Here is a 25963-nt window from a genome sequence, read left to right as displayed (position 1 = left end):
ACCGCCGCGGCGGCGCCGGCGGGCGAGTGGCGGGAGGACCGGTCAGCCGGTGGTGGTCGGGCTCGGGGAGGTGGCGCTCGACGAGGGCGACGGTGACTCCGACGGGCCGCGGGTGGGGGTCGGGGTGACCGGCACCTGGTCGCCCTTGGCCGGGTCCCGGATGACGTGTCGCTCCAGGTTGACCTGGGACTGGCCGGTGCCGCCGACGGTGATCTCGTCGTAGGCCTGGAGCAGCTTCTGCTGGTCGAAGTAGAGCACCGTCATGGTCAGCGGGGTGGGCTTCTCGCCCTCCAGCCCGCGCAGCCCGGCCCCGCCGGTCGAGCCCTCCACCATCAGCGTGGTCGGCTGCTTGCCCGGCGCCTGCGGCAGCTTCGAGACCTGCCGGGAGTGGGTGTGCCCGGAGAGCACCAGCGGGCAGGTGCCGGAGAGCGGCCCGGCCGAGGCCGGGTCGTGCACCAGCGCGACGTCCACCTTCCGCGGCGACTTCCCGACCGTGGCGGCGAGCTGCTCGCCGGCGCCGATCACCTGGTCGGCGACGGCCGAGGTGAGGCCGCTGCCGGCCGGTGAGGTCTCCTTGTCCGGGGTGAACCGGGGGTCGCCGATCCCGGCGATGGTCAGCCCGCCGACCGTCGTGACGGAGTTGTTCAGCACGATCGCGTTCGGCTGCTGGGCCACCGCCGCGGCCGTGCGGGGCGAGTCGTGGTTGCCGCGGATGAACACGTACGGCTTCTTGAGCAGGCCGATCGAGCCGACGAAGGAGGCCTCCGGCTCGCTGCCCCAGTCGGTGATGTCGCCGGTGTCGATCACGACGTCGATGCCGAACTGCTCGACCACGGTGCGGATCAGCTGCCAGCCGGTCGGGTTCAGGTGCATGTCCGACACGTGCAGCACCCGGGTGGTGCCCGGGGACGGCTGCACCACCGGCAGCGCGGAGACCGTGGTGTAGAGCTTGCTGACGTTGCCGACCAGCCGCTGCAACTGCTCCGCGTACTTGGTGTAGTCGTTGGCGATCCGCCGCGCGTCACCGACGATCGCGGGCGCGTTGACCAGCAGGCCCTCGTACCGGGGCTCCTCGATCGCCTGCGGCCGCAGGGTGGCGGCGCCGAGGCCGAGGCTGCCGGCGGTGACCACCAGCGCCAGGCCGCCGGCCCAGGCGGTACGCCGGACGTCCCGGAACACGAGCGCGGCCAGGAGCAGGGTGGCCAGCACCGTCGAGGCGAGCGTCTTCAGTCCGAGTCGCATCACGCCGGCGCGGACGTCCTCCACCGCCGACTGGCTGGCCCGGCTGATGCTGGCCGGGTCGTCGATCAGCGCCTCGGTGCGGCCCTGGTCCAGCGCGCCCACCTCGACGGTCAGGTAGGCCGGCCCGTCGTGACTGTCCAGCAGCAGCGCGCCCAGCGGCGGGATGTCGACGGTGGTGCCGCCGGTCAGCGACGGGCTGAGCTTCAGCTCGGCGCGGAACGGGCCGATGTCGGTGCCGACGTGGCCGCCCGCGTACGTGCCCACCACGATGCCGCCGAGGGTGACCGCGAGCAGCGCGAGCACCACGCCCACCCGGCGCAGCCGGTGGCCGGGTCGCCACGCCGTCCAGCGGCGGGCAGGCCCGGTCTCCGGGGGCGTCGTGTCCCCGGCGCGGTGCTGTTCGTTCTCGTGGTCGTCCATGCTGAGATTCTGACCTGCCCCTGTGGCGATCTTGGTAAACCCGGCCGAAGCCGGTCAGCTCCGCCCGGCCCCGCCGTCGGCGAAGACCAGGCGCAGGATCCGGTCGTCCTCCGCGGCGGGCCTGCCCCGGCCGTCCCGGTTGGAGGTGCTCACCCAGATCGAGCCGTCCGGCGCCACGGCGGCGGCCCGCAGCCGGCCGTACTTGCCGGTGAGCAGCTCACGCGGCTGGCCCAGCACGGTGCCGTTGCCGGCCAGCTCGACCAGCCACAGCCGTTGGCCGCGCAGGCAGGCGGTGACCAGCAGCCGCTCGACCGCGGCCAGCCCGGAGCAGGACGCGTCGGCGGTGCGCCACTGCACGATCGGATTCACGTAGCGCTTGTCGTCGCCCCGCCCCTCGACCTGCGGCCAGCCGTAGTTGCCGCCCTGGTTGATCTGGTTGATCTCGTCCCAGGTGTTCTGGCCGAACTCCACCGCGTACATCCGCTTGTTCGGCGTCCAGGCGAAGCCCTGCACGTTGCGGTGCCCGGTCGACCAGACCGGGGATCCGGCGGTCGGGTTGCCGGGGGCCGGCTTGCCGTCCGGGGTGATCCGCAGGATCTTGCCGCCGAGGCTCTTCGGGTCCTGCGCGTTCTCGGTGCGCCCGGCGTCGCCGGTGCTCGCGTAGAGGTAGCCGTCCGGGCCGAAGCCCAACCCGCCGCCGTCGTGGTTGCCGGCCTTGGGGATGCCGGTGAGGATCGGGGTCGGCGGCTGGCCGAGCCGCAGCTTCGCGATCCGGTTGTCGTCCTGCGCGGTGTAGTAGACGAAGACGGTGCGGTCCCGCGCGTAGCCCGGGGAGACGGCGATGCCGAGCAGGCCGCCCTCACCACCGGACGCCACGCCCGGCACGGTCTGCACCGGCCGCACGGTGAGCCCGTCCGGCCCGGACTCCGGCCCGACCTGGAGGATCCGCCCGCTGTCCCGTTCGGTGACCAGGGCCGCGCCGTCGGGCAGGAACGCGATGGCCCACGGCACCTCCAGCCCCTTGGCCAGCACCGTGGCCACCACCTGCTGGCCGGCCCCACCGGGACTGGCCGTGGCCGAGGGCGTCGGCAGGTTGGGTGGCTCGCCGGCCGGGTCCGGCTCGGGCTCGCCGAGGGCACAGCCGGCGGTGCCCAGCAGCAACGCCGCGCACGAGGCCGCCAGCGCCGTCCGGAGGCGGCGGATGCGGGGGTACGTCAGACGCGGGCTCACCCGGCCCAGCCTAGCCGGGCGGGCCGGGGAACCCGGCGTGTCGAGCGCGGACGCGACGGTGGCCGGTCAGCCGGCCCGCAGCGCGAGCAGGGCGACGTCGTCCTCGCGGCGGTGCGCGGCGGCGAGCAGCCGGTCGCAGAGGAGGCTGAGCGGCACCCCGGACCCGGCCGCGGCGAGGTGGGCCAGCAGTTCCGCCTGCCCCTCGTCGATCGGCTGGTCGCGGCGCTCGATCAGCCCGTCGGTGTGCAGCAGCAGCGTGTCGCCCGGCGCGAGGACGAGAGCCCGCCCGGTGCGCCGGGGCGGGCGGGCCAGACCGAGCAGCGGACCCCGTCCCTCGGCCACCGACACCGTGCCGTCGGCGCGGATCAGCAGTGGTGGCGGGTGGCCGGCGTTGCACCAGCAGACCCGCAGCCCGTCGCCGTGCGGGCGGACCCGGGCCAGCACCGCGGTGGCGACCGTGGGCACCCGCAGCCCGCCGATGGCCCGGTCGAGGTTGGCCACCAGCTCCTCCACCGGGTCGTCCCGCCCGTACGCGTTGCCCCGGACCAGGTTGCGCAGCTGGCCCATGGAGGCCGCCGCCTCGATGTCGTGCCCGGCGACGTCGCCGATCGCGGCCACCAGCTCGCCGTCGGGCTGGACGAACGCGTCGTACCAGTCGCCGCCGACCTCGACCCGGTCGGCGGCCGGCAGGTAGCGGGCGGCCAGCTCGATCCCCGGCACCGCCGGCAGCGCGGGCAGCATGCTGTGCTGGAGCACCTCGGCGACGTGCCGCTGCTCGCCGTAGAGCCGGCTGTTGCCGACGGCCTGGCCGGCCCGTACGCCGATGTCCTGGGCGGTGCGCAGGTCGCTCGCGTCGAAGCCGCGCCGGCCGGGACGGTTGACGAGCGTGACCGCGCCGATCACCCGGTCACCGGCCGCGGTGATCGGCACGGTCAGGTGGGAGCTGATGCCGAGCCGCTCGGCCAGCGTCACCAGCTCCGGACGGGTGGTGCCGCGCGCCACGTCGTCGAGGCCGGCGACGCCGCGCATCACCGGCCGGCCGCTGCGCAGCACCGACCGGATCAGCGACTCCGGGCCGAGCCCGGTGGTCAGCAGCGCGGTGAAGCGGGCGAGGTCGGCGTCGCGCTCCGGGTCGCGGTGCACCCCGGAGACGGTGCGCGGGCGGCCGGCCGGGTCGACCAGGGTGATCAGGCACCAGTCGCCGAGCAGCGGCACCATGGCGTGCGCGAGCCGGTCGACGGCGGTGGACACGTCGAGGGTGCCGCCGAGCATCTCGCTCATCCCGGCCAGCATGGCGAGCCGGTCGTGTGCCTCCTCGGCGCGGCGGCGGGCCTCGTCGGCGCTGCGGACGGCGATCCGCAGCCGCAGCTCCGAGGAGCAGGCGGCGGCCAGGTCGCCGAGCGTCCGCAACTGCTCCTTGGTCCAGGCCCGGGGCTTGCTGTCGATCGCGCAGAGCGAGCCGAGCACCCGCCCGTCCAGGTCGGTCAGCGGCATGCCCGCGTACGCCACCACGCCCAGGTCCTCGATGGCGAGGTTCAGCCGCACCCGGGGGTAGAGGCGGGCGTCGGGCAGCACCATCGGCACCTCGATGTCGACGACGTGCTGGCAGAACGAGTGGCTGAGCGGGGTCTCCCGGCGGGCCGCCCAGGGCTCGGGCAGCCCGGTCGCGCCGGGGAAGAACTGGCGCTCCGCGTCGACCAGGGAGACCAGCGCGACCGGTACGTCGAGCAGGTCACCGACCAGTCGGGCGAAGCGGTCGAACGCCTCGTCCGGCACGGCGTCGAGGCGGGTCTCGTCGAGGGAACGCAGCCGGTCGGGGTCGGCCAGCGCCGGAATCGGCGCGGCCGTCCGTCCGGGGCCGTCCTCGCTCATCGTCACCCGCTCCCCTTACCCCGGGCACCGGCCGGCGTCCCGCCCTCGATTAAACCCTGTCGCACGTGTGTCCGACCCCCGGCGGGGTGTTCGTCACGGCCCCCGCCGCGCCGACCGGCGCGGACGGATATGGTCGGCGGTCGTGAAGGCATGGATTCCGCACCCCGACGGCCGCCGCCTGCTCGGCGAGATCCCGCCCGGCGTCACCGTGGAGGTGCTGGAGGACCCGTCCCGGCTTCCGTCCGCCCCGGCCGGCGTGCGGTTCTGGGTGCCGCCCTTCCTGTCCGGCCCGGACGCCGGCGCGCTCCTGACCGAGCTGCCCGACGTCGAGGTGGTGCAACTCCTCTCCGCCGGCGCGGACGCCTGGGTGGGCCGGGTGCCGGCGGGTGTGACGCTCTGCGACGCCCGCGGCGTGCACGACTCGGCCACCGCCGAGTGGGTGGTCACCGCGATCCTGGCCGCCCTGCGCGGGTTCGCTCCGCTGGCCCGCGCCCAGGCGCGGCGGGAGTGGGCGTACGACGAGGTGGCCCCGACCGACGAGCTGGCCGGCAAGCGGGTGCTGATCGTCGGCGCCGGCTCGATCGGCGCGGCCGTGCGCGCCCGGCTCGCCCCGTTCGAGGTGAGCTTCACGCTGGTCGCCCGTACGCCCCGCCCGGCCGACGGCGTGCACGGGGTGGCCGAGCTGCCCACCCTGCTGCCCGAGGCGGACGTGGTGGTGCTGCTGGTCCCGCTGACCGACCGGACCCGGGGCCTGGTCGACGAGCGCTTCCTCGCCGCGATGCCGGACGGCGCGCTGCTGGTGAACGCCGCGCGTGGTCCGGTCGCCCGCACCTCGGCGCTGGTCGCCGAGCTGTCGTCGGGGCGCCTGCGGGCCGCGCTGGACGTCACCGACCCGGAGCCGTTGCCCACCGACCATCCCCTGTGGGAGCTGCCCAACGTGCTGCTCACCCCGCACGTGGCCGGCTCGGTGCGCGGCCTGCTGCCGCGGGCCTACCGGCTGGTGGGGGAGCAGTTGCGGCGCTTCGCGGGTGGGGAGGAACTGGCGAACCGGGTGGTCGACGGCTACTGACCCGGTGCGTCGTCGTCGGGCATCTCCTGCCCGGTCGCGGTGATCAGCCGGGGCAGGTCGGTGGCGCGGACCGCGGGCAGCACCAGCACCTGCCCGTCGTCGAGCCGGGCGACCGCCCGCCCCCGGGGGTCACCGGCCAGCTCCGCCACCCGGGCCCAGGGCACCCGCCGCTGCCCGAGGAGCGCGCGCAGCCGCAGCTCCCGGGCGTCCGCGTCGGTGCCGGAGCGCCACGCCCAGACGCCGACCGCGAGCGGCACGAGCAGCACCCAGAGCAGCCACCAGCGGGCACTGGCCAGCGGCAGCGCGCCGATGAAGGCGACGATCGCGGCGGCCAGGATGGCCTGGTTGTGGCGGAAACGGACGGTGTCGGCGCGGCTCACCCCCCGATGATCCCATCCGGCCGGCCCACCCTCCCGATCGGGCGTCACGGCCGCCCGATCGAGCCCTCGCCGTTACGGGATCCTGGTACGGGAACGCCCTCCGAGGGCGCTTCCGTACCAAGATCTCTGCGGATTCCCCGTCGCCGCTGTGACGGACGTCACTGTCGCGTCACCGGTCGCGTCCGGGATCGTTCTTAGGCATGGCCGCAGCGGTCCCCGCCGATGCGGCCCCGCCCGCGCTCCTACCCCGCACGTCGCACCGCAACCGCAACGCCCCGTGCCCCCTCACGAAGGCGACCGCCGTGCCCGTCACCCCTCCCGCCGGTCCCCGCCGGCTCCCGCCCCTGCCCGACCTCGCCGCGTCGCTCGGCGGCGCGCTCTTCCTCTTGGCGGGCGCCGCCGGGCTCGTGCCCGGTCCCGCCGCCGTGGCGCTCGCCGTCGCCGGGGGCTCCGCCCTCGCCTGCGTGCGGCTCGCCTGGCTGGCCGGCGTCCCGCCGGCCCCGTCCCCGGGCGCCGCCCCGTCCCCGGGCGCCGCCCCGGCTCCGCGCCCGCCCGCGCCGGCGGCACGGGACCACGCGGTCCCGAGTCCGGCTCCGGGGACGAGGCGCCCCGCGCCGGGGCCGGGCCGGGCCGGGACCGTCGATCGAGGACGGTCCGAGCCGACCGGGCGGCAGGCACGCCGGGTGGCGCTGTCCCGCCGGGTGGCCGTGATCCTCGACGCCGCCGTCCTGGTCGCCGGGCTCACCGTGGCGGTGTTGCCGCTCAGCGATCCGGCGCACCGGCTGCCGGTGGCGCTGGTCGGTCTCGGTCTCACCGCGCCGCTGCACGCCGCCGCGTTGCTGCGGCTGCCCGGCCGGTCCCGGCTGCCGGGGCGGGAGCGGCTGCGCCGTGGCGTCGACATGCTCGCCCTCGCCGTCAGCCTGGTCTTCGCCGGCTGGATGGTGCTGCCGGTCGGTCCGGTGCCGGTGGCCGCACGGGTCGCCAGCGTCGGCGGAGCGGTGGCGCTGGCCGTGCTCGCGGTGGCGGCGATGGCCGAGCGGCGCCGCCGGCCCGGCGCCGCGCGCTGCCACGCCGGTGCCGGTCTCACACTGGCCGGGCTGTCGCTGCTGGTGGTGCTGTTGGCGTACGACGCCCCGGACCGGGCGATGTCGGCCGTCGGGCCGCCGCTGCTCGCCGGCGCGCTGCTGACCGCGGCCGGCGCCCGGCGTACGTCGGCGGGGGAGCGACCGCACCCCGGCGTGGCGCCGGCCGCGTGGCCCCGGCTCACCGCGCCGGCCGGCGTGGCGGCCCTGGCCGCCGGCGTGCACCTCGGCACGGCGGGGGAGTTCACGCCCGCCGCCATGGCGCTCGGGCTGGCGGTCATCCCACCGATCATGGTGGGCGAGCTGCTCGCCGCCGCCGACCACCGCCGTCGGGTCGAGCGGCTCGCGGCCAGCGAGGCGTCGCTGCGCCGGCTCGTCGGCGGGGAGCCCGACGCCGCCGATGCCGCGCCGTTGACCCGGGCCGACCTGGTCCGGGTGCTGCCCCGGCGCAGTGGCGGCGCGCTGCTCGTGGTGGACCTGCACGGTGAGCACGCGACGGCGCCGGACGCGATGGTGCTGGCCGAGGCGCGTCGGCGGCTCCGGACCGGCTGCGGCCCGCACGACCTGGTCGCCCGCGTCGGCGACACCGAGTACGCCGTCCTTACCGATCTCGGCCCGGTGCTCGCGTACGCGCTGGGCACCCGGCTGCTGGCGGCGCTCGTGGAGCCGTATCCCCGGGCCGGGGGTGTGGTCCGACTGGCGGTGAGCGTGGGATTGGCCGAGACCACCGGCGGCGAGCCGGAGGACGTGTTCCGTCAGGCCGGCCTGGCCCGGCGGCGGGCGGTGCAGATGGGTCGGGACCGGGTCGAGTGGTACGACGCCTACCTGGAGGAGCAGCTGGTCCGCCGGCTCGACCTGGAGCGGGAGCTGCCCGGCGCGGTGGCCCGGGGCGAGCTGGACCTGGTCTACCAGCCGGTGGTGGCGCTCGCCGACCGGTTGCCGGTGGGCACCGAGGCGCTGCTGCGCTGGCGCAGCCCGGCGCTGGGCACCGTGCTGCCGGCGGAGCTGCTGCCGGTGGCGGCCGACCTCGACCTGCTCGGCGAGGTCGGACGGTGGGTGGTGGACCGGGCCTGCCGGCAGCTGGCCGCCTGGTCGGAGGGGGGCCGGGAACTGTGGATGGCGGTGAACGTGACCCCGCGTGAGCTGGCCGCGCCGGACTTCGTGGCCCGCGTCGCGACCGCGCTGGCCGCGTACGACGTGCCGCCGGAACGGCTGGTGGTGGAGGTGGCGGAGCCGGCGGTGGGCGCGGAGCTGTCCACCGTGGTGGCCCGGCTGGCCGGTCTCCGGTCGCTCGGGGTGCGCACCGCGCTGGACGACTTCCGCGCCGAGCACGCCTCGCTGGCCCAGCTGCGCCGGCTGCCGATCGACCTGCTCAAGGTCGGCCCGCACCTGGTCGCGCCCGGCGCGGACGGGCAGCGCCCGCTGATCGACGTGGTGGCCAACCTCGGCGACCGGCTCGGCGTGGAGGTGGTGGTGGAGGGGCTGGAGTCGGACGGTCAGGTGGCCGGCGCGCGCCGGGCCGGCTGCCGCTACGGGCAGGGCTTCGCGCTGGCCCGGCCGGCGACCGCGGAGCGGGTCGAGGCGTGGTTCGAGGAGTTTCCCTCGGCGTCCCGGTGAGCACCAGTGGGTCGACAGCTGAACCGGTTCAGCGGGCGCGCGGCGGCGCGGTGCTGCCGCGCGGGGTGAGGTGGGCGGTCTCGTCCTGGAGTCCGCTCACCGGCTCCCCGGCGATCACCGCGAGGAGCTGCCGGGCGGCGTGCGACCCGTACGCCGGGATGTCCCGGCCCAGCGCGGTGAGCGGCGGGTGCACCAGCTGGCAGAGCGGGGAGTCGTCCCACGCGACGATGGACAGGTCGCCGGGGACGGCGAGCCCCATCTCCTGCGCCACCGAGAGCCCGGCGATCGCCATCACGTCGTTGTCGTAGATCACCGCCGTCGGGCGGTTGGCGGAGCTGAGCAGGCGTCGGGTGGCCCGCGCTCCCTCCTCGCCGGTGTAGTCGGACCAGACCGTGCTCGCCTCGTCCAGCCCGAGCCGCCGGCACACGTCGGTGAACGCGTCGGTGCGGATCTCGGTGTGCAGCAGCGACGGGAGGCCGCCGACCCGGGCGATCCGTCGGTGGCCGAGCGCGACCAGGTACTCCACGGTCTCGACCAGGGCCGCCGCGTCGTCCGACCAGACGCTGGCCAGGCTGCCGGTGTGCCCCGGGCCGCCGATCACCACCGCGGGCAGTTGCAGTTCCTCCAGCGCCGGCACCCGACGGTCGTCGGTGCGCAGGTCGCAGACGAAGACGCCGTCCACCCGACGCTCGGCCCACCAGCGGCGGTAGACCGCGATCTCCGCCTCCTGGTCGGTCACCACCTGGAGGGTCAGCGCGTACGAGCGGGCGGACAGTTCGGCCTCGACGCCGCTGATCAGCTCCATGAAGAACGGCTCGATGCCGAGTATCCGGGCGGGCCGGCACAGCGCCAGCCCGACCGCCTTGGCGGTGGCGCCGGAGAGCGCCCGGGCGGCGCTGCTCGGGCTGAACCCGATCTCGGCCGCGATCGCCAGGATGCGCTGGCGGGTCGCCTCGGAGACGCCGGGCTGCCCGTTGAGCGCGTACGACACCGCGCCCTTGGAGACCCCGGCACGTCGGGCGACGTCGGCGATGGTGGGCCGCTTCACCGCAGCGTTCCTCCACTGTGTCCGGCCCTCGCGGGCGCTGTCGACCGCCGGGGTGGCCGGCGGGAAGTGACGCTACTGCACCGGGCCCGCCGGCCGGTCGGCGCGGCGGACCTCGACGACTGAACCGCACAGTTCGTCACTTGTGCGGTTCAGCGTACGGCCACCCCCACCCCTGTCCGCCACCCCTGCGCTCACGAAACTGCTCCGGAAAGCGCTCCACCACGCATGGTCGCGCTCCCATCCGGCCCCGAAGGTTACGGGACGGCCTCGCTGTTAACCGGCCGTTGACAGTGCCGGAGGTGAACCGTACGGTGGCCTCACTTATCCGGTTCAGTCAACGTCTCTCGATCTCGGGAGCGTTCCCATTCGGCGCGGAGGATGACATGAAACGGTCCTGGACGCACTGGGCGCGCACGGCCGCCGTCGGTGCCGTCAGCCTGGTCATGGTCGCCGCCTGCAGCGGCAGGAGCACCACCGGCGGCGCGGACGCGGCCGACGGTCAGGTCACGTTGAAGATCAATTTCTGGGGCGACTTCGGCCTGCAGGACCTCAAGACCAAGTACGAGGCCGAGCACCCGAACGTGAAGATCCAGCTCAACTCGGGCGAGTACAACGCCCAGCACGAGGACCTGCAGAAGAAGCTCGTCGCCGGCAACGGCGCGCCCGACATCGCGGCGATCGACGAGGGCTTCATGGTCCAGTTCCGCAGCCAGTCCGACAAGTTCGTCAACCTGCTGGACAAGGGCGCCGGCTCCTACGAGAGCAAGTACCTGCCCTGGAAGTGGAAGCAGTCGCTGTCCGCCGACGGCAAGACGCAGATCGGCCTCGGCACCGACGTCGGCGGCCTGGCCATGTGCTACCGCACCGACCTGTTCAAGGCCGCCGGCCTGCCCACCGAACGCGACCAGGTCTCCGCGCTCTGGCCCACCTGGGACAAGTTCCTGGAGGTCGGCCAGCAGTACACCGGCAAGACCAGGAAGAAGTTCATCGACGCCGGCACCAACCTGTTCAACCCGATCCTCGGCCAGCAGCAGGTCGGCTTCTACAACGACCAGGAGCAGCTCCAGATGGAGCAGGGCCCGAAGGTCGCGTTCGACTACACGGTCAAGGCCGTCGACTCCGGGCTCTCGGCCAACCTGGTCAGCTTCCAGGCCGACTGGGACAAGGGCTTCACCAGCGGCGCGTTCGCGGTGCTCGCCTGCCCGGCGTGGATGCTCGGCCACATCAAGGACACCGCGCCCGGCACCCAGGGCAAGTGGGACATCGCGGCGGTGCCCGGCGGCGGCGGCAACTGGGGCGGCTCGTTCCTGACCATCCCCAAGCAGGGCAAGCACGTCGACGAGGCGTACAAGCTGCTGGAGTGGTTGGTCGCGCCGGAGCAGCAGATCGAGATCTTCAAGAAGGTCGGCAACCTGCCGTCGCAGCCGGCGCTCTACGCCGACCCGGCGATCGCCGACTTCAAGAACCCGTTCTTCAACAACGCCCCGGTCGGCCAGATCTTCCCGAAGATGGCGCAGGGCCTCACCCCGCAGTACCTGGGCAAGAAGAACGGCCCGACCCGGGTCGCGGTGGAGAACGTCATCCGCCGGGTGGAGAACAAGTCGCTGAAGCCGGACGCCGCCTGGAACGAGGCGGTCAAGGAGGCCGACAAGGCCGCCAAGTCCTGACGCACCACCGGTGCCGGAGCGGAACCCGACCGCTCCGGCACCGCCGTACCCGTCCACCCTCCTCGGCTCTGGAGTGATCCGATGTCCAGCACCCGTGCCGCGCCCGCGCCGCCGAGCCGCCGACCCGCGCCGGAGCGCGGCCGTCCCGGGGCCGACGACCGGCGGCTGACCTGGCGCAACCGGCTGTACCTCTTCGACATGCGCTACATGCCGTACCTGATGATCGCGCCGTTCTTCCTGCTCTTCATCGTGTTCGGGCTGTTCCCGCTGCTGTTCAACGCGGTGGTCTCGCTGCGCAACTACCGGCTCGACGACCCGACGCTGCCCTACTGGGCGGGCGTCGAGAACTTCAGCCGGCTCGTCGCCGACGAGGACTTCTGGAACGCCCTCTACAACACCTTCGGCATCTTCCTGCTCTCCACCGTGCCGCAGCTGCTGCTCGCCCTGCTGGTCGCCTCGCTGCTCAACCGGCAGCTGCGGGCGCAGACCTGGTGGCGGGTCGGCGTGCTGCTGCCGTACGTGACACCGATCGTCGCCTCGACGATGGTGTTCAGCGTCTTCTTCTCCCGCGACTTCGGCATGGCCAACTGGGTCCTCGGTCTGTTGGGCATCGGCGGCGCCGACGACCCGATCGACTGGCGGGCCGACAAGCTGCACGCCTGGATCGCCATCGCCACCATGGTCAACTGGAAGTGGATCGGCTACAACGCGCTGCTCTACCTGGCCGCCATGCAGTCCATCCCGCGCGACGTCTACGAGGCCGCCGCGATCGACGGCGCCGGCCAGTGGAAGCAGCTCTGGCGGATCACCGTGCCGATGATCCAGCCGGTGGTCCTGTTCACCGTGATCCTGTCCACCATCGGCGGCCTCCAGCTCTTCACCGAGCCGATGCTCTTCGACCCGAACGCCCAGGCCGCCACCGGCGGGCCGAACGGCGAGTGGCAGACCATCGCCCAGCTCATCTACAAGGTCGGCTGGAAGGACCTCAACCTCGGCTACGCCGCGGCCATGTCCTGGGCCCTGTTCCTGATCATCCTGGTCGTCGCCGGGGTCAACTACCTGCTGACGAACCGACTCTCCGGAGGGCGCAAATGAGTGCCGTCGCCTCCCCGCCGGTCCGCCGCAAGCGGCGCGCCATGGCCCGGGCGCCGCAGGACACCCCGGCCGGGCTCTGGACCTACCTGCTCCTCGCGGTCAGCATGCTGTTCGCCGCGTTCCCGCTCTACTGGATGTTCGTCATCGCCACCAGCAACGACGAGGCGCTGGCCAAGCTCCCCCCGGCGATCGTCCCCGGTGACCGGTTCCTGACCAACGTCGACGAGGTCTTCTCCCTCCAGGACGTCTACTTCGCCGCCTCGCTGGTCAACAGCGTCATCGTCTCGACCGTGGTGACCGCCTCGGTGCTGTTCTTCTGCTCGCTCGCCGGGTTCGCCTTCGCCAAGCTGCGGTTCAAGGGCAGCAACGCGCTGATGCTCTTCGTGGTGCTGACGCTGACCGTGCCGAACCAGCTCGGCATCGTCGCGCTCTACATCGTGATGGGCAAGCTCGGCTGGAACGGGACCCTGCTCGCGGTCATCGCGCCCGGCCTGGTCACCGCGTTCGGCGTGTTCTACATGCGGCAGTTCATCGTCAACACCGTCCCGGACGAGCTGGTCGAGTCGGCCCGGGTCGACGGCGCCACGACCATGCGGGTGTACGGCACCATCGTGCTGCCCGCGATCCGTCCGGCCCTGGCGGTTCTCGGCCTGCTCACGTTCGTCGCCACCTGGAACGACTTCCAGTGGCCGCTGATCACGCTCAGCGGCACCGACTTCCCCACCTCGATGGTCGCGGTCTCCGACCTGGCCAGCGGCAACTACGTGATCTACCGGCGGGTGCTGGCCGGCGCGTTCATCGCGACCATCCCCCTGCTGCTCATGCTGTTCATCGGTGGACGCCAGATCGTCCGCGGAATCATGGAAGGCGCGGTGAAGTCGTGAGCCGTTCCACGCTGCTGCACGAGGGTTGGACGTTGCGGGCCCTGCCCGGCCCGCAGGTGCCGTCGGAGATCGCCGGGGTCGAGGTGCCGGCGACCGTGCCCGGCTGCGTGCACACCGACCTGCTCGCGGCCGGGCTCATCCCCGACCCGTACCTCGACGACAACGAGAACCGGCTCACCTGGATCGGGCGCACCGACTGGGTCTACCGGACCACGTTCCACCACGAGCCCGGCGGCGACGACCGGGTCGACCTGGCCTGCGCCGGCCTGGACACGGTCGCGACGGTCACGCTCAACGGCGTCGAGGTCGGGCACACCGAGAACCAGCACCGCTCCTACCGCTTCGACGTCCGGTCGCTGCTGCGTGCCGGCGACAACACCCTCGCCGTACGCTTCGACTCGCCGTACCGCTACGCCGAGGCTCACCGGGACCGGCTCGGCGACCGGCCGAACGCGTACCCGGAGCCGTTCCAGTTCATCCGCAAGACGGCCTGCAACTTCGGCTGGGACTGGGGACCGACGGTGGTCACCGCCGGCATCTGGCGGCGGATCGCCCTGCACGCCTGGTCCGCCGCCCGGCTGGCGACCGTCCGGCCGCTGGTCACGGTCGACGGCGGCGTCGGCCGGGTGGAGCTGCACGTCGAGGTGGAGCGGACCCGCGACGAGCCGCTGACCGTCCACGCCACGGTCGCCGGCGTCGCCGCCGAGGTCACGGTGCCGGCGGGGGAGCGGGCCGCCCTGCTCACCCTCACCGTCGACGACCCCGCGCTGTGGTGGCCCGCCGGGTACGGCGAGCAGCCGCTGCACGACCTCGACGTGACCCTGCGCGCGGCCGACGGCCGGGACCTGGACACCGTGTCGCGCCGGATCGGCTTCCGCTCGGTGCGCCTGGACACCACACCCGACGCGCACGGCACCCCGTTCACGCTGCACGTCAACGACGTCCCGATCTTCGTCAAGGGGGTCAACTGGATCCCCGACGACGCATTCCCCAACCGGGTCACCCGGGCCCGGCTGGCGCAGCGGTTCGACCAGGCCCTCGGGGCCAACGTCAACCTGCTGCGGATCTGGGGCGGCGGCCGCTACGAGTCGGACGACTTCTACGAACTGGCCGACGAGGCGGGGCTGCTGGTGCAGCAGGACTTCCTGTTCGCCTGCGCGGCGTACCCGGAGGAGGAGCCGTTCCGCACCGAGGTCGAGGCGGAGGCGCGGGAACAGGTGACCCGGCTCGCCGGCCACCCGTCGCTGGTGCTCTGGACCGGCAACAACGAGAACATCTGGGGCTGGCACGACTGGGACTGGCAGGAGCCGCTCGCCGGGCGCACCTGGGGACGCGGCTACTACCTGGAGCTGTTGCCCACGATCGTCGGCGAGCTGGACCCGACCGTCCCGTACTGGCCGGGCAGCCCCTGGTCCGGCAGCGACGACATCCACCCCAACGACCCGGCGCACGGCACGATGCACATCTGGGACGTCTGGAACGACGACGACTACACCAAGTACCGCGAGTACGTGCCGCGCTTCGTGGCCGAGTTCGGCTACCAGGCCCCGCCCGCGTTCGCGACGCTGCGCCGGTCCATCTCGGACGAGCCGCTGGCGCACGACTCACCGGGCATGGCCCACCACCAGAAGGCGATCGACGGCGACCTGAAGCTCCAGCGCGGGCTGGACGCCCACCTGCCGGTGCCGGCCGACTTCGACGACTGGCACTACTACACCCAGCTCAACCAGGCCCGCGCCATCCAACTCGGCGTCGAGCACTTCCGGTCGCACCGGCCGGTCTGCACCGGCACGATCGTGTGGCAGCTCAACGACTGCTGGCCGGTCACGTCCTGGGCCGCCGTCGACGGCGACGGCCGCCGCAAACCCCTGTGGTACGCGCTGCGCCGCGCCTACGCCGACCGGCTGCTCACCGTGCAGCCGCGCGACGGTGGGCTGGCGCTGGTGGCGGTGAACGAGACCGGGCGGGCGTGGACCGCGCCGGCCACTGTCACCCGGCTCACGCTGGCCGGGGAGCCGAGGGCGAAGACCTCGGTCGACCTCGACGTCCCGGCGTACTCCTCGGTGGTGCTGCCGCTGCCGGCGGAGCTGGCGCGGCCGGACGAGGCGCGCCGCGAGCTGCTGGTCGCGGAGGCCGGTGACACCGCGGAGCGGGCGCTGTGGTTCTTCGCCGAGGACCGCGACGTCGAGTGGCCGGCGGCTGACTGGGACGCGACGGTCGAGCCGGCGGACGGCGGCCGGCGGGTCCGGGTGACCGCCCGGACGGTGCTGCGCGACCTGACGCTGTTCCCCGACCGGCTGGACCCGTCCGCGCAGGTCGACCAGGCGCTGGTGACGCTGCTGCCGGGGGAGTCGGCGGTCTTCACGGTGCGGGCGGACGCGCCGCTGGACGCCGACGCGCTCACCCGCCGCCCGGTGCTGCGCTGCGTCAACGACCTGCTCTGAGGCGGTCACCCCCATCTCCGTCGACTTGAAGATTTCTGCAAGTGCTAAAGTCTTCAAAGTCGTCGGAGGGATCAGTCGTGTCGGTGCCGCTCTACCAGGCCAAGGCGGAGCTGTTCCGCACGCTCGGGCACCCGGTGCGCATCCGGGTGCTCGAGCTGCTCCAGGACGGGCCGAAGCCGGTCCGCGACCTGCTGGCCGCCGTCGACGTGGAGGCGTCCAACCTCTCCCAGCAGCTCGCCGTGCTGCGCCGCGCCGGCATGGTCACCTCGTACCGGGACGGCCCGCTGGTGATGTACGCGCTCAGCACCCCCGACGTGGCCGACCTGCTCACCGCCGGGCGGCGCATCCTCGGCACGGTCCTCACCGACCGGGACGCCCTGCTGGACGAACTCCGGGCCTCGGGGACGGACCGGTGAGCACGGCGTCTGCCGTTCGCGCCGGTGACGTCGTCCGGCAGGCGGGCCGGCTGTTCGGCGGGCTGCTGCCCGGCCGGGCCGACTGGGCGGCCGTGCGCCGCTCGCCCCGGCGTGACCTGCTCGCCGGGCTCACTGTCGCCGTGGTGGCGCTGCCGCTGGCGCTGGCCTTCGGCGTCACCTCCGGGCTCGGCGCGCAGGCCGGTCTGGTCACCGCCGTCGTCGCCGGAGCGGTCGCGGCGGTCTTCGGCGGCTCGAACCTCCAGGTCTCCGGCCCCACCGGGGCGATGACCGTCGTGCTGGTGCCGGTGGTGCAGCAGTTCGGCGCCGGTGGCGTGCTGATGGTCGGCGCGCTGGCCGGGCTGATCCTGATCGCGCTCGCGCTGGCCCGCCTCGGCCGGTACGTGCGCTACCTGCCGGCCCCGGTGATCGAGGGCTTCACCGCCGGCATCGCCGTGGTGATCGCGCTGCAACAGGTGCCGGCCGCACTCGGCGTCACCGGCGCACACGGGGAGAAGGTGTGGGCGGTGGCCGCCGACGCGGTCGCCCGGTTCGCCGCGCATCCCCGCCCCGCCGCGATCGCCGTGGCGCTCGGCGTGGCGGCGCTGATGCTGCTCGGCGGCCGGTGGCGGCCCGCCGTGCCGTTCTCCCTGGTCGGGGTGGCCGCCGCGACGCTCCTCGCCGAGCTCGCCCCGATCGACCTGACCCGGATCGGCGAGCTGCCGCAGGGGCTGCCCGCGCCGTCACTGGACTTCGTGGACCTCGGGGCGCTGGGCGTCCTGCTGCCGAGTGCCCTGGCGGTGGCCGCGCTCGCCGCCCTGGAGAGCCTGCTCTCCGCCACGGTGGCGGACGGCATGACCGTCGGCGAGCGGCACGACCCGGACCGGGAACTGTTCGGCCAGGGCCTGGCCAACCTCGCCTCCCCGGTCTTCGGCGGCATCCCGGCGACCGCCGCCATCGCCCGTACGGCGGTGAACGTGCGCGCCGGTGCGTCCTCGAAGCTCGCCGCGCTCACCCACGCGGTCGCCCTCGCCGCGATCGTGCTCGCCGCCGCTCCGCTGGTCGGCCGCATCCCGCTGGCCGCGCTGGCCGGGGTGCTGCTCGCCACCACGGTCCGGATGGTGGAGGCGGCCTCCCTGCTGGCGCTGATGCGGGCCACCCGGGCCGACGCGGTGGTGCTGGTGCTGACGTTCGCCGTCACGGTGATCTGGGACCTGGTGACCGCCGTGGTCGTCGGGCTCGCCGTGGCGGTGGTCCTGGCGCTGCGCGCGGTGGCCCGCAGCGCCAGGCTGGAACAGGTGCCGCTGGACACCGGCGAGCACAGCGCCGAGGAGCACGCGCTGCTCGCCGAGCACATCGTCGCGTACCGGCTGGACGGGCCGCTGTTCTTCGCCGCCGCGCACACGTTCCTGCTGGAGCTGGCCGAGGTGTCCGACGTGCGGGTGGTGATCCTGCGGATGTCCCGCGTCTCCACCGTCGACGCGACCGGCGCCCAGGTGCTCGGCGACGCCGTCGCCCGGCTGCGCGCCCGGGGGATCACGGTGCTGCTCTCCGGCATCACCCCGGGCCACGACCAGGTGCTCAGCACCCTCGGCGTCGCCGACGAGCTGCGCCGCGAGGGCCTGGTGTTCGCGGACACCCCGGCCGCCATCCGGTACGCCCGGGGCGTCGCCCTCGCCGCGAGACCGGCCTGGGCTTCCGTCCCTTCGAGCGCCCGCCCGCGCCCGCCGAGGACGATCAGGTAGCTGAGGATCCAGAACTCTCCCACCGTGGCGGGCACCACCAGCAGGTCTCCCGCGACACCGACGCCGGGGGCGAGGTAGGCGACGAACGTCATGAGCACGTAGCCGACGCCGCCGGCGACGAGGATCCAGCCCAGCGGCCGGGGCAGCCAGCCGCCCGACCGGAGCACGCACCAGCCCATCGGCACCAGCCAGAGACCGAAGAAGAGCCCGCGAGGTGTTCCGGCCCGACGCGGGCGGGGAGGCCGACGCGGGCGCGACGGACGCCGAGCTGGTGGCGCTGGCCGAACGGTTGCCGCACCTGGCCGCGATGGTGGCCGCCGAGACGCACGACGCGGCGGATCCCACCCTCGGGTGGTGCGACAGTCAGACCGAGTTCGAGTTCACCCTCGACCTGCCCTTCGACGGCCCGGAACGACACCGGCCGCGCGCCTGAGTCCGTCGGTGGAGCGCCATTCGCAGTCAGGTATCGGACTGATAAGCCGATCAGAGCCGAATTGATGACACGGGCTATCCGTCCGGCATTCGGTTTCGACCGGGACGGATCACTCGACATCCGACTGGTCAACTCTTTCCGTTCGTACGCGCCAACTGTCGCGCCGCTTTCCGGCCGGGCCCGCGAGTAACTTCTCGTACCACCGCATTCACGAGGAGTCACTTTATGTCTGAGGAAACCTGGCTCGCGGCCCGCCTGATCCCCACATCCGGGATCAACGGCGCGGAGGAGCAGGAACGCCGGGCGACCTCCGCCCTGCTGGCGGTGATGAGCGCAGTCCGGGAGTTCGGACGTGTCCTGACTCAGTCCGTCGGCGCGCCGGCCGGAGTGGTGCAGACCTTCATCGAGGTGCCCTTCAAACTCGGAAACCAGCAGCTCTTCCCGGACGGTCTCATTCGCGTCAGCAGGGGACAACGCCAGTGGACCGCACTCGTGGAGGTGAAGACCGGCAGTAACCCGCTGCGGTCCGAGCAGTTGGAGGCCTATCTGGACATCGCACGGGAGCAGGGATTCGACGCCCTCATCACGATCTCCAACGAGATCGCCCCCGTCCCGGGGCAGCACCCGACGACCGTCGACCGGCGGAAACTCCGCAGGGTCGCCCTGTACCACCTGCCCTGGACGGAGATCCTCACCCAGGCGGTCATTCAGAAGGAATACCGCGGCGTCGCCGACCCGGATCAGGCATGGGTTCTGGGCGAGTTGATCCGATACCTGGAACACCCGCGCTCGGGCGCTCTTGAGTTCAGCGACATGGGGCCGGCGTGGGTGCAGGTTCGGGATGGGGTGTCTGCCGGGACACTGCGGGCGGGCGACGGTGCGGCAGCGCAGGTCGCCGGACGCTTCGACGCCCTGATCCGTTACGCGTGCCTTCGACTCGGTCGACGGCTCGGCACCGACGTGACTCCCGCGCTGAGCCGCCGCGACCTCGCCGATCCGGCCGCGCGCACCCAGTCGCTCGCCAACCAACTCGCCAATGCCGGCACCCTGACCGGCGGCATCCGGATTCCGGGTGCGGTCGGCCACCTTCACGTCACCGCCGATCTGCGGGCAGGGCAGATCGTCTGCCACGTCGATGTCGACGCCCCACGGTCTGGCCGGCCGACAACCCGGGTGAACTGGCTGGTCCGTCAACTGAAGGACGCGCCGGACACGGTCCGGATCGAGGCATTCGCGATGCACGCCCGAGGCGGCGGCGCCACCGATCTCCTCCGCCAGATCCGCGCCGAGCCGACGACGCTCATCAGCGACCCCTCGCGCGAACTACGGGCATTCCGCATCGCCCAGAGCATGGCCGCGGGAACCAAGCGTGGCAGCGGTCGGGGCGCCTTCATCGACTCCGTGCTGCACGCCATCGACGACTTCTACGAGCAGATCATCCAGAACCTGAAGCCGTGGATGCCCGCGCCGCCCCGGTTGCGTATGTCGGAGGACCTGATTCCCGTACAGCCGGTCGCCTCCAGCCTCGTCTCCACCGCCATCTCCTCCCAGGACAGCCCCGAGTTCGACACCCAGGAGACGCCCGGCGGCTCCGGTTCCCCGGACCGCTCCGGCGAGTGACCCACCGTTCCGCCCATGTGAGGTCGGTCGGCTGGGCCCCTACCCGCCGGGCCTGGTCGACGACCTGAAAGATGGTCTGACCCTGACGGACAGGTGCGTCGCTCGACGGGCTGCGGCCGGGCGGGTTCGGGCTGCGCCGGGCGGGTACCAGCACGGCATGACTGATCCGGTTGAGCTGTCCGAACTGCACGCCGGAGGCGCCGACCCCGACGACGCCACCCCGCACGAGCCGCACGCGGACCTGGACGGAACCGACGAGAACTCACCGGCGGAGTTCGGCCTGCCGATAGACGCCACCGCCCCGGCCGAGGAGGACTCCACCCGGTCCTGACGCAGCCGTCGCGTGGGCTGGCGGTCGCTAATTGGGCAGGGCGGCCAGGCCGGCCAGCAGTTCCCACCGCTCGGCCTCGGTGAGCACCGCGTACGCCGGTTCGTCGCGGCGGTCGGTGTCCGCCTCGATCGCCGCGCGTTCCGGCCCGTCCGGCAGCGCGCGGATCTCGGCGGCGGTCAGCCCGGCGGCCCGCCACGCGGCCCGGTGCGCGTCCGCGCGGTGGTGGCGCAGCGAGCCCAGCCGGGTCACCAGCAGCAGCGCGGGGGACGCGCCTTCCGGCTCGTACGGCGGGGACATGGCGTGGAACGCCGGCCCGCCGGTGGCCTGCGCGTGCGCCAGCACCCGGCCGACCAGTTCGGCGAGCCGGGGCACGACGACCAGGCCGGGCAGCACCCCGGGCAGCATGCCCCACTTCTCCTCGGCGGCCTCGCCGGTGGCCCGCTGCGCGAACAGCACCAGTTCCCGCCCCAGGTCGGTGAGGTGCCAGGCGCCCTCGTCGTCCCGGACGAAGATGCCCTGCTCCAGCTCCCGGCTCATGTCACCGTCGCCGTAGGCGAGGCCGTCGGCGAGCGCCTCGGCGGGCATTGGCCGGGCCAGCACGCCGGAGAAGAAGCTGTTCTCGGCGCCGAGGTCGCAGCCGCGCTCGGCGTAGAACGCCTCCATCCGGGGGCGGGCCGCCCAGCGGGCGCCCACGTAGACCCGGTCGATCGCCGGCCGGACCAGTCGCGCGTAACTCACCGTCGTCTCCACGCCGCCGGACCCTACCGGCGGCGTGGCGTTAACAGGGGGCCCCTCCTCTACCGGAGGCGTTAAGAGGGGGCCCTTCCTTACTCGGGGACGCGGCGGTAGGCGCCGTCGCTGGCGGAGGTGGCCATCGACGCGTACGCGCGCAGCGCCGCCGACACCGGGCGCTGCCGGTCGGTCGGGGTGTACGGGCGGTCCCGCTTCTCCTCCGCCACCCGCCGCGCGGTCAGCTCGTCGGCGGGCACGTTCAGCTCGATGGACCGGCCCGGGATGTCGATGACGATCTCGTCGCCGTCGCGGACCAGCGCGATCAGGCCGCCGGAGGCCGCCTCCGGCGAGACGTGCCCGATGGACAGCCCGGACGTGCCGCCGGAGAAGCGGCCGTCGGTGAGCAGCGCGCAGGCGCGGCCGAGCCCCCGGCCCTTGAGGAACGAGGTCGGGTAGAGCATCTCCTGCATGCCGGGGCCGCCCTTCGGGCCCTCGTAGCGGATCACCACCACGTCCCCGGCGACGACCTCCTTGGCGAGGATGGCGGTCACCGCGTCGTCCTGCGACTCGTAGACCTTCGCCGGCCCGCGGAACGTCAGGCACTCCTCGGGCACCCCGGCGGTCTTCACCACGCAGCCGTCCGGCGCCAGGTTGCCGTGCAGGATGGCCAGCCCGCCGTCCGCGCTGTAGGCGTGCTCGCGGTCGCGGATGCAGCCGCCGGCCGCGTCGGTGTCCAGCGACGACCAGCGGTTGGTGGTGGAGAACGGCTCGGTGGTGCGCACCCCGCCGGGCGCGGCGTGGAACAGCTCGACCGCCTCTCGCGTGGCCGATCCGCCGCGCACGTCCCAGTCGGCGAGCCACCGGTCGAGGTCGGGGGAGTGCACCGCGCGCACGTCGCGGTGCAGCAGGCCGGCGCGGTCCAGCTCGCCGAGGATGGCGGGGATGCCGCCGGCCCGGTGCACGTCCTCCATGTGGTAGTCCGGGGAGTTCGGCGCGACCTTGGCCAGGCACGGCACCCGCCGGGAGATGGCGTCGATGTCGGCCACCTGGAAGTCCAGCTCCGCCTCGCGGGCGGCGGCGAGCAGGTGCAGGATCGTGTTGGTGGAGCCGCCCATGGCCACGTCGAGCGCGACCGCGTTCTCGAACGCGGCCCGGCCGGCGATCGCGCGGGGCAGCACCGAGGCGTCGTCGTTCTCGTACCACCGCTTGGCGATCTCCACGGCGGTGCGGCCGGCCTCGACGAAGAGCGACCGGCGCGCGGCGTGGGTGGCCAGCGTCGACCCGTTGCCGGGCAGGGCCAGGCCGATCGCCTCGGTGAGGCAGTTCATCGAGTTGGCGGTGAACATGCCGGAGCAGGAGCCGCACGTCGGGCACGCGGAACGCTCGATCTCGCCGAGCTGGTCGTCGGTGACCGCCTCGTTGGAGGAGGCGATCATCGCGTCGATCAGGTCGATCTTGGAGTGGACGACGCCCTCGATCGCCACCGTCTTGCCGGCCTCCATCGGGCCGCCGGAGACGAAGACGGTCGGGATGTTCAGCCGCAGCGCGGCCAGCAGCATGCCGGGGGTGATCTTGTCGCAGTTGGAGATGCAGACCAGGGCGTCCGCGCAGTGCGCGTTGACCATGTATTCGACCGCGTCGGCGATCAGCTCCCGGCTGGGCAGCGAGTAGAGCATGCCGCCGTGGCCCATGGCGATGCCGTCGTCCACCGCGATGGTGTTGAACTCCCGGCCGACGCCGCCGGCCTCGGCCACCGCGTCGGCGACCAGGCCGCCGAGGTCCTTGAGGTGGACGTGACCGGGTACGAACTGGGTGAAACTGTTCGCGATGGCGACGATCGGCTTGCCGAAGTCGTCGTCGGTCATCCCGGTGGCCCGCCAGAGGGCCCGGGCGCCGGCCATCGTCCGACCGTGGGTGGATGTCCTCGACCGCAGCTCAGGCATGACTACCAGTCTGACACCGCCCGCGCGGCGACCCCCCGCCGTGCACCCTGTGTCCCAACAGTTGCACACCCGGTGCCCCACGGAGGGCGCGGATCCGGCAGAGTTGACGCGTGCAGTCGTCCCCGGGGATGGTCACCGTCGCGGTGCTGAGCGGCTCCGTCGCGACCGCCGCCGCCGCGCTGCTCGCCGTGTCCGCCCGCCGGCGCACCGGCCCCCGGCGGCAGGCCCACCTGCTGCTGGCCGTCGCCGCCGGCGCCGCACTGCTGAGCCTGCTCCTCGGCCTCGGTGGTCTGCTGGTCGCCGGGGACCACTGGGCGCACCGGCAGGGCCAGCGCACCGGGTGGGCGACGCTGGTCGCGGTGGGCACCACGGTCGCCGCGCTCGGCCTCGGCGCGGCCCTGCTCCGGCTGCCCGGCGCGGCCGCGACGCGGGCCGCCACCGCCCGGCTGCTGCTCGACGGCCTGATCATGGCCGCCGCGCTCTGGTTCGTCGGCTGGGTGGCGGTCAGCGAGCCGACCCGGCTGCTCGGTGGCACCATCCCGGCCGCCTGCCTGCCCATCCTGCTGGCCACCGTCAGCGCGGCGCTCACCGCCGGGCTGACGCTGATCCTGGTGCTGCGCGTCGCCCCGCCGCGGGGCTGGCTGACCCTGCTCGGGGCCGGGGCGATCGCGGTGACGGTCGGCGGGCTCGGCGTCTCCGCCGGGCTCTGCCAGGGCGGGCCGGGCATGCTGGTGGCCGGTGCCACGACGACCGCCGCCGGCCTGCTGGCGACCGCCGTCGCCGGGCGCCGGGCCGACCTGACGCAGCTCGACGTCGATCTCATCCGCCGCGACGGCGAGTACGCCTTCGCGCCGATGTTCGCCATCGCCGCCTCCGCGATGTACCACCTGTTGCAGGGCGGCCGGTTCGACGGTTACGGGATCATGGCCGGCAGTGTCGAGGGGTTCGCGCTGGTGGCCCGGCAGTACCTGGCCCTCAACGACGTCCGCGGCTACGCCGTCCGGCTGGCCGAGCGGGAGGCGCACTTCCGCGAGCTGGCGCACACCGACCCGCTCACCGGCCTGGCCAACCGGCGCGGGCTGCTGCGCGCCCTGCACCGCTGCGCCGAGGCGGGCACGCCCTGCGTGCTGCTCGGGCTCGACCTGGACGGCTTCAAGAACGTCAACGACATGCGCGGGCACGACGTCGGCGACGCGGTGCTGGCCGAGGTGGGCCGGCGGCTGCGCGGCAACCTGCGCCCGGGTGATCTGGCCGCCCGGCTCGGCGGGGACGAGTTCGCCGTGCTGATGCACGGGTCGGCCGAGCCCGGGCCGGTGGCGGACCGCCTGCTCGGGGTGCTCGGCCGGCCGTACGAGGAGGCGGACGGGCCGGTCTTCCTGTCGGTCAGCATCGGTGTGGCCGGCAGTCGCGGCGACCACGACGTCGAGCTGCTGCTGCGCAACGCCGACCTGGCGCTGCGCTACGCCAAGCAGCGCGGCAAGAACCGGATCGAGCGCTACGACGCCACGTACGACCAGCTGCTGAGCCGGCGCACCCGGCTGGAGCACGAGTTGCGTGGCGCGATCGAGCGCGACGAGCTGCGGCTGGTCTTCCAGCCGGTGGCCTCGCTGCCCTCGGTACGCCCGGTCGGCGCCGAGGCGCTGCTGCGCTGGCACCACCCGGAGCTGGGCAACGTGCGGCCGGACGAGTTCATCCCGCTCGCCGAGGAGTGCGGGATGATCGCCAAGCTCGGCGCCTGGGTGCTGCACCAGGCCTGCTACCAGCTCTCCCGGTGGCTGGCCGACGGGCACGACGTCTGGGTGTCGGTGAACGTCTCGCCGCGCGAGCTGCACGCCCCGGAATATGTCGTCCAGGTCGCCGACGCGCTGCGCGCGCACCACGTGCCGCCGCAGCGGCTGGTGCTGGAGGTGACCGAGCACGCGGTCGCCACCGACCTGGACGAGTTGATCCGGCGGCTGACCGCGCTGCGGCTGACCGGCGTACGGATCGCGTTGGACGACTTCGGCGCGGGCTACTCCTCGCTCGGGCAACTCCGCCGGCTGCCGATCGACATCCTCAAGATCGACCACAGTCTGGTCGCCGAGCACGAGCCGGTCCGGCCGATCGGCCGGGACGGGCCGGCGTTCGCCCCGATGGTCGACATCGTCATGCGCCTCGGCCACCAGCTCGGGTTGGAGGTGATCGCCGAGGGCGTCACCAACCCGACGGAGCTGGCCGCCGTGGTGGCCGCCGGCTGCCGGTTCGGCCAGGGCGCGCTCTTCGGCTGGGGCGTGCCCGCCGAGCACCTGGAGGCGATGCTGGAGGCGGCCACCGCGCCCGGCAACCGGCCCACCTCGGTCCCGCCCGCGCCGCCGCCCCCGCCGGTGCGGACCCCGTCGCCGTTGCTGCCCCGGCTGCGCAACAACCCGCCCGCCCCGCGTCCCCCGATGGAGGGATCACCGCAGGTGGCGAGCGGCGTGGAAGGGGTGCCGGCGGGCGACACGCCCACGTCCGTGAACCAGAATGTGGGATCAGTTGACTCATCGCGTGAGATGCGTCAGGCTTGACCGCATGTCGTCGAACCGGTCGCTGCGAGTACTTACCTGAGCGCACTCTCCCCCCGAGAGTGCGCTGGCCCCGTGCATCCTGCACGTGGGCTTTTTTGTTGCCGTCGGACCATCGCCGGGACGTCCGCGTCCCATCCTGACAACCGCGTC

The 25963-nt window shown here is 73.6% G+C and carries 19 protein-coding genes and 1 pseudogene; 12 read left to right on the top strand and 8 right to left on the bottom strand.

Going from position 1 to position 25963, the window contains the following annotated elements; translation table 11 throughout:
* Nucleotides 1-42: 42 nt before the first annotated feature.
* The 3 genes from COO58_RS00515 to COO58_RS00505 form a co-directional block, all read right to left on the bottom strand.
* Nucleotides 43-1662, bottom strand: a complete 1620-nt coding sequence (locus COO58_RS00515) for a metallophosphoesterase (protein ID WP_098743394.1) — start codon at nt 1660-1662, stop codon at nt 43-45.
* A gap of 54 nt (nt 1663-1716) precedes the next feature.
* A complete protein-coding gene (locus COO58_RS00510) occupies nt 1717-2892 on the bottom strand; it encodes a sorbosone dehydrogenase family protein (RefSeq protein WP_091580636.1) in 1176 nt (391 codons plus the stop codon).
* 66 nt (nt 2893-2958) lie between these two features.
* Nucleotides 2959-4764 carry a SpoIIE family protein phosphatase gene (locus COO58_RS00505; RefSeq protein WP_098746000.1) on the bottom strand — a complete coding sequence of 602 codons (1806 nt, stop codon included), beginning with the start codon at nt 4762-4764 and terminating at the stop codon, nt 2959-2961.
* Between the two features lie 142 nt (nt 4765-4906).
* Between COO58_RS00505 and COO58_RS00500 the strand changes: the two genes are divergently transcribed.
* Nucleotides 4907-5833: a 2-hydroxyacid dehydrogenase gene (locus COO58_RS00500; RefSeq protein ID WP_098743392.1), complete on the top strand. Its 927-nt coding sequence runs from the start codon at nt 4907-4909 to the stop codon at nt 5831-5833.
* On the opposite strand, the gene COO58_RS00495 is transcribed toward COO58_RS00500, so the two are convergent.
* Nucleotides 5827-6213 (bottom strand): PH domain-containing protein, encoded by a 387-nt coding sequence (locus COO58_RS00495; protein ID WP_098743391.1) that lies wholly within the window; start codon nt 6211-6213, stop codon nt 5827-5829. The genes COO58_RS00500 and COO58_RS00495 overlap by 7 nt on opposite strands.
* 302 nt (nt 6214-6515) lie before the next feature.
* On the opposite strand from COO58_RS00495, the gene COO58_RS31085 reads away from it, so the two are divergent.
* Nucleotides 6516-8912, top strand: coding sequence for a bifunctional diguanylate cyclase/phosphodiesterase (locus COO58_RS31085; RefSeq protein WP_304363125.1), 2397 nt, complete (start codon nt 6516-6518; stop codon nt 8910-8912).
* Nucleotides 8913-8940: 28 nt separating this feature from the next.
* On the opposite strand, the gene COO58_RS00485 is transcribed toward COO58_RS31085, so the two are convergent.
* Nucleotides 8941-9960: a LacI family DNA-binding transcriptional regulator gene (locus COO58_RS00485; RefSeq protein WP_091580620.1), complete on the bottom strand. Its 1020-nt coding sequence runs from the start codon at nt 9958-9960 to the stop codon at nt 8941-8943.
* 383 nt (nt 9961-10343) lie between these two features.
* Between COO58_RS00485 and COO58_RS00480 the strand changes: the two genes are divergently transcribed.
* The 6 genes from COO58_RS00480 to COO58_RS00455 all read left to right on the top strand — a co-directional run bounded on the left by COO58_RS00480 (nt 10344) and on the right by COO58_RS00455 (nt 18208).
* Nucleotides 10344-11627: an ABC transporter substrate-binding protein gene (locus tag COO58_RS00480; RefSeq protein WP_091580613.1), complete on the top strand. Its 1284-nt coding sequence runs from the start codon at nt 10344-10346 to the stop codon at nt 11625-11627.
* A gap of 81 nt (nt 11628-11708) precedes the next feature.
* Nucleotides 11709-12722, top strand: coding sequence for a carbohydrate ABC transporter permease (locus COO58_RS00475; RefSeq protein ID WP_091580606.1), 1014 nt, complete (start codon nt 11709-11711; stop codon nt 12720-12722).
* A gap of 41 nt (nt 12723-12763) precedes the next feature.
* Nucleotides 12764-13606 (top strand): carbohydrate ABC transporter permease, encoded by an 843-nt coding sequence (locus COO58_RS00470; RefSeq protein ID WP_172968022.1) that lies wholly within the window; start codon nt 12764-12766, stop codon nt 13604-13606.
* Nucleotides 13603-16050: a glycoside hydrolase family 2 protein gene (locus COO58_RS00465; protein WP_098743388.1), complete on the top strand. Its 2448-nt coding sequence runs from the start codon at nt 13603-13605 to the stop codon at nt 16048-16050. The genes COO58_RS00470 and COO58_RS00465 overlap by 4 nt, the downstream gene beginning before the upstream one ends.
* Before the next feature lie 77 nt (nt 16051-16127).
* Nucleotides 16128-16466: a helix-turn-helix transcriptional regulator gene (locus COO58_RS00460; RefSeq protein WP_091580596.1), complete on the top strand. Its 339-nt coding sequence runs from the start codon at nt 16128-16130 to the stop codon at nt 16464-16466.
* Nucleotides 16463-18208: a SulP family inorganic anion transporter gene (locus COO58_RS00455; protein WP_098743386.1), complete on the top strand. Its 1746-nt coding sequence runs from the start codon at nt 16463-16465 to the stop codon at nt 18206-18208. Before COO58_RS00460 ends, COO58_RS00455 begins: the two co-directional genes overlap by 4 nt.
* A 41-nt stretch (nt 18209-18249) precedes the next feature.
* Here COO58_RS00455 and COO58_RS30540 read toward each other — a convergent pair.
* A pseudogene (locus COO58_RS30540) lies at nt 18250-18387 on the bottom strand (DUF4386 family protein); the annotation flags it as partial.
* A gap of 35 nt (nt 18388-18422) precedes the next feature.
* Between COO58_RS30540 and COO58_RS00445 the strand changes: the two are divergent.
* The 3 genes from COO58_RS00445 (at nt 18423) to COO58_RS30055 (ending at nt 20592) form a co-directional block, all read left to right on the top strand.
* Nucleotides 18423-18641: a hypothetical protein gene (locus tag COO58_RS00445; protein ID WP_255292495.1), complete on the top strand. Its 219-nt coding sequence runs from the start codon at nt 18423-18425 to the stop codon at nt 18639-18641.
* A gap of 225 nt (nt 18642-18866) precedes the next feature.
* The gene (locus COO58_RS00440) at nt 18867-20261 is read left to right on the top strand and encodes a stress response protein (protein WP_098743385.1); all 1395 of its coding nucleotides are present in this window, start codon (nt 18867-18869) and stop codon (nt 20259-20261) included.
* A 157-nt stretch (nt 20262-20418) separates the two neighbouring features.
* Nucleotides 20419-20592, top strand: a complete 174-nt coding sequence (locus tag COO58_RS30055) for a hypothetical protein (protein ID WP_176558710.1) — start codon at nt 20419-20421, stop codon at nt 20590-20592.
* A gap of 27 nt (nt 20593-20619) precedes the next feature.
* Here the strand turns inward: COO58_RS30055 and COO58_RS00435 are convergent, their stop codons facing one another.
* Together COO58_RS00435 and ilvD are read right to left on the bottom strand one after the other, a co-directional pair.
* Nucleotides 20620-21342 (bottom strand): hypothetical protein, encoded by a 723-nt coding sequence (locus COO58_RS00435; RefSeq protein WP_255292494.1) that lies wholly within the window; start codon nt 21340-21342, stop codon nt 20620-20622.
* Between the two features lie 77 nt (nt 21343-21419).
* Complete coding sequence (ilvD, locus tag COO58_RS00430) at nt 21420-23267, bottom strand: dihydroxy-acid dehydratase (protein ID WP_098743384.1); 1848 nt, start codon at nt 23265-23267, stop codon at nt 21420-21422.
* Between the two features lie 110 nt (nt 23268-23377).
* On the opposite strand from ilvD, the gene COO58_RS00425 reads away from it, so the two are divergent.
* Nucleotides 23378-25813 carry a bifunctional diguanylate cyclase/phosphodiesterase gene (locus tag COO58_RS00425; RefSeq protein WP_098743382.1) on the top strand — a complete coding sequence of 812 codons (2436 nt, stop codon included), beginning with the start codon at nt 23378-23380 and terminating at the stop codon, nt 25811-25813.
* Nucleotides 25814-25963: the final 150 nt, after the last annotated feature.

Origin of the sequence: Micromonospora sp. WMMA1996 (assembly GCF_002573675.1) — a bacterium.
GTDB lineage: Bacteria > Actinomycetota > Actinomycetes > Mycobacteriales > Micromonosporaceae > Micromonospora > Micromonospora sediminicola.
Note: the sequence above shows the minus strand (reverse complement) of the source record. Positions and strands in the feature narration are given on the sequence as shown.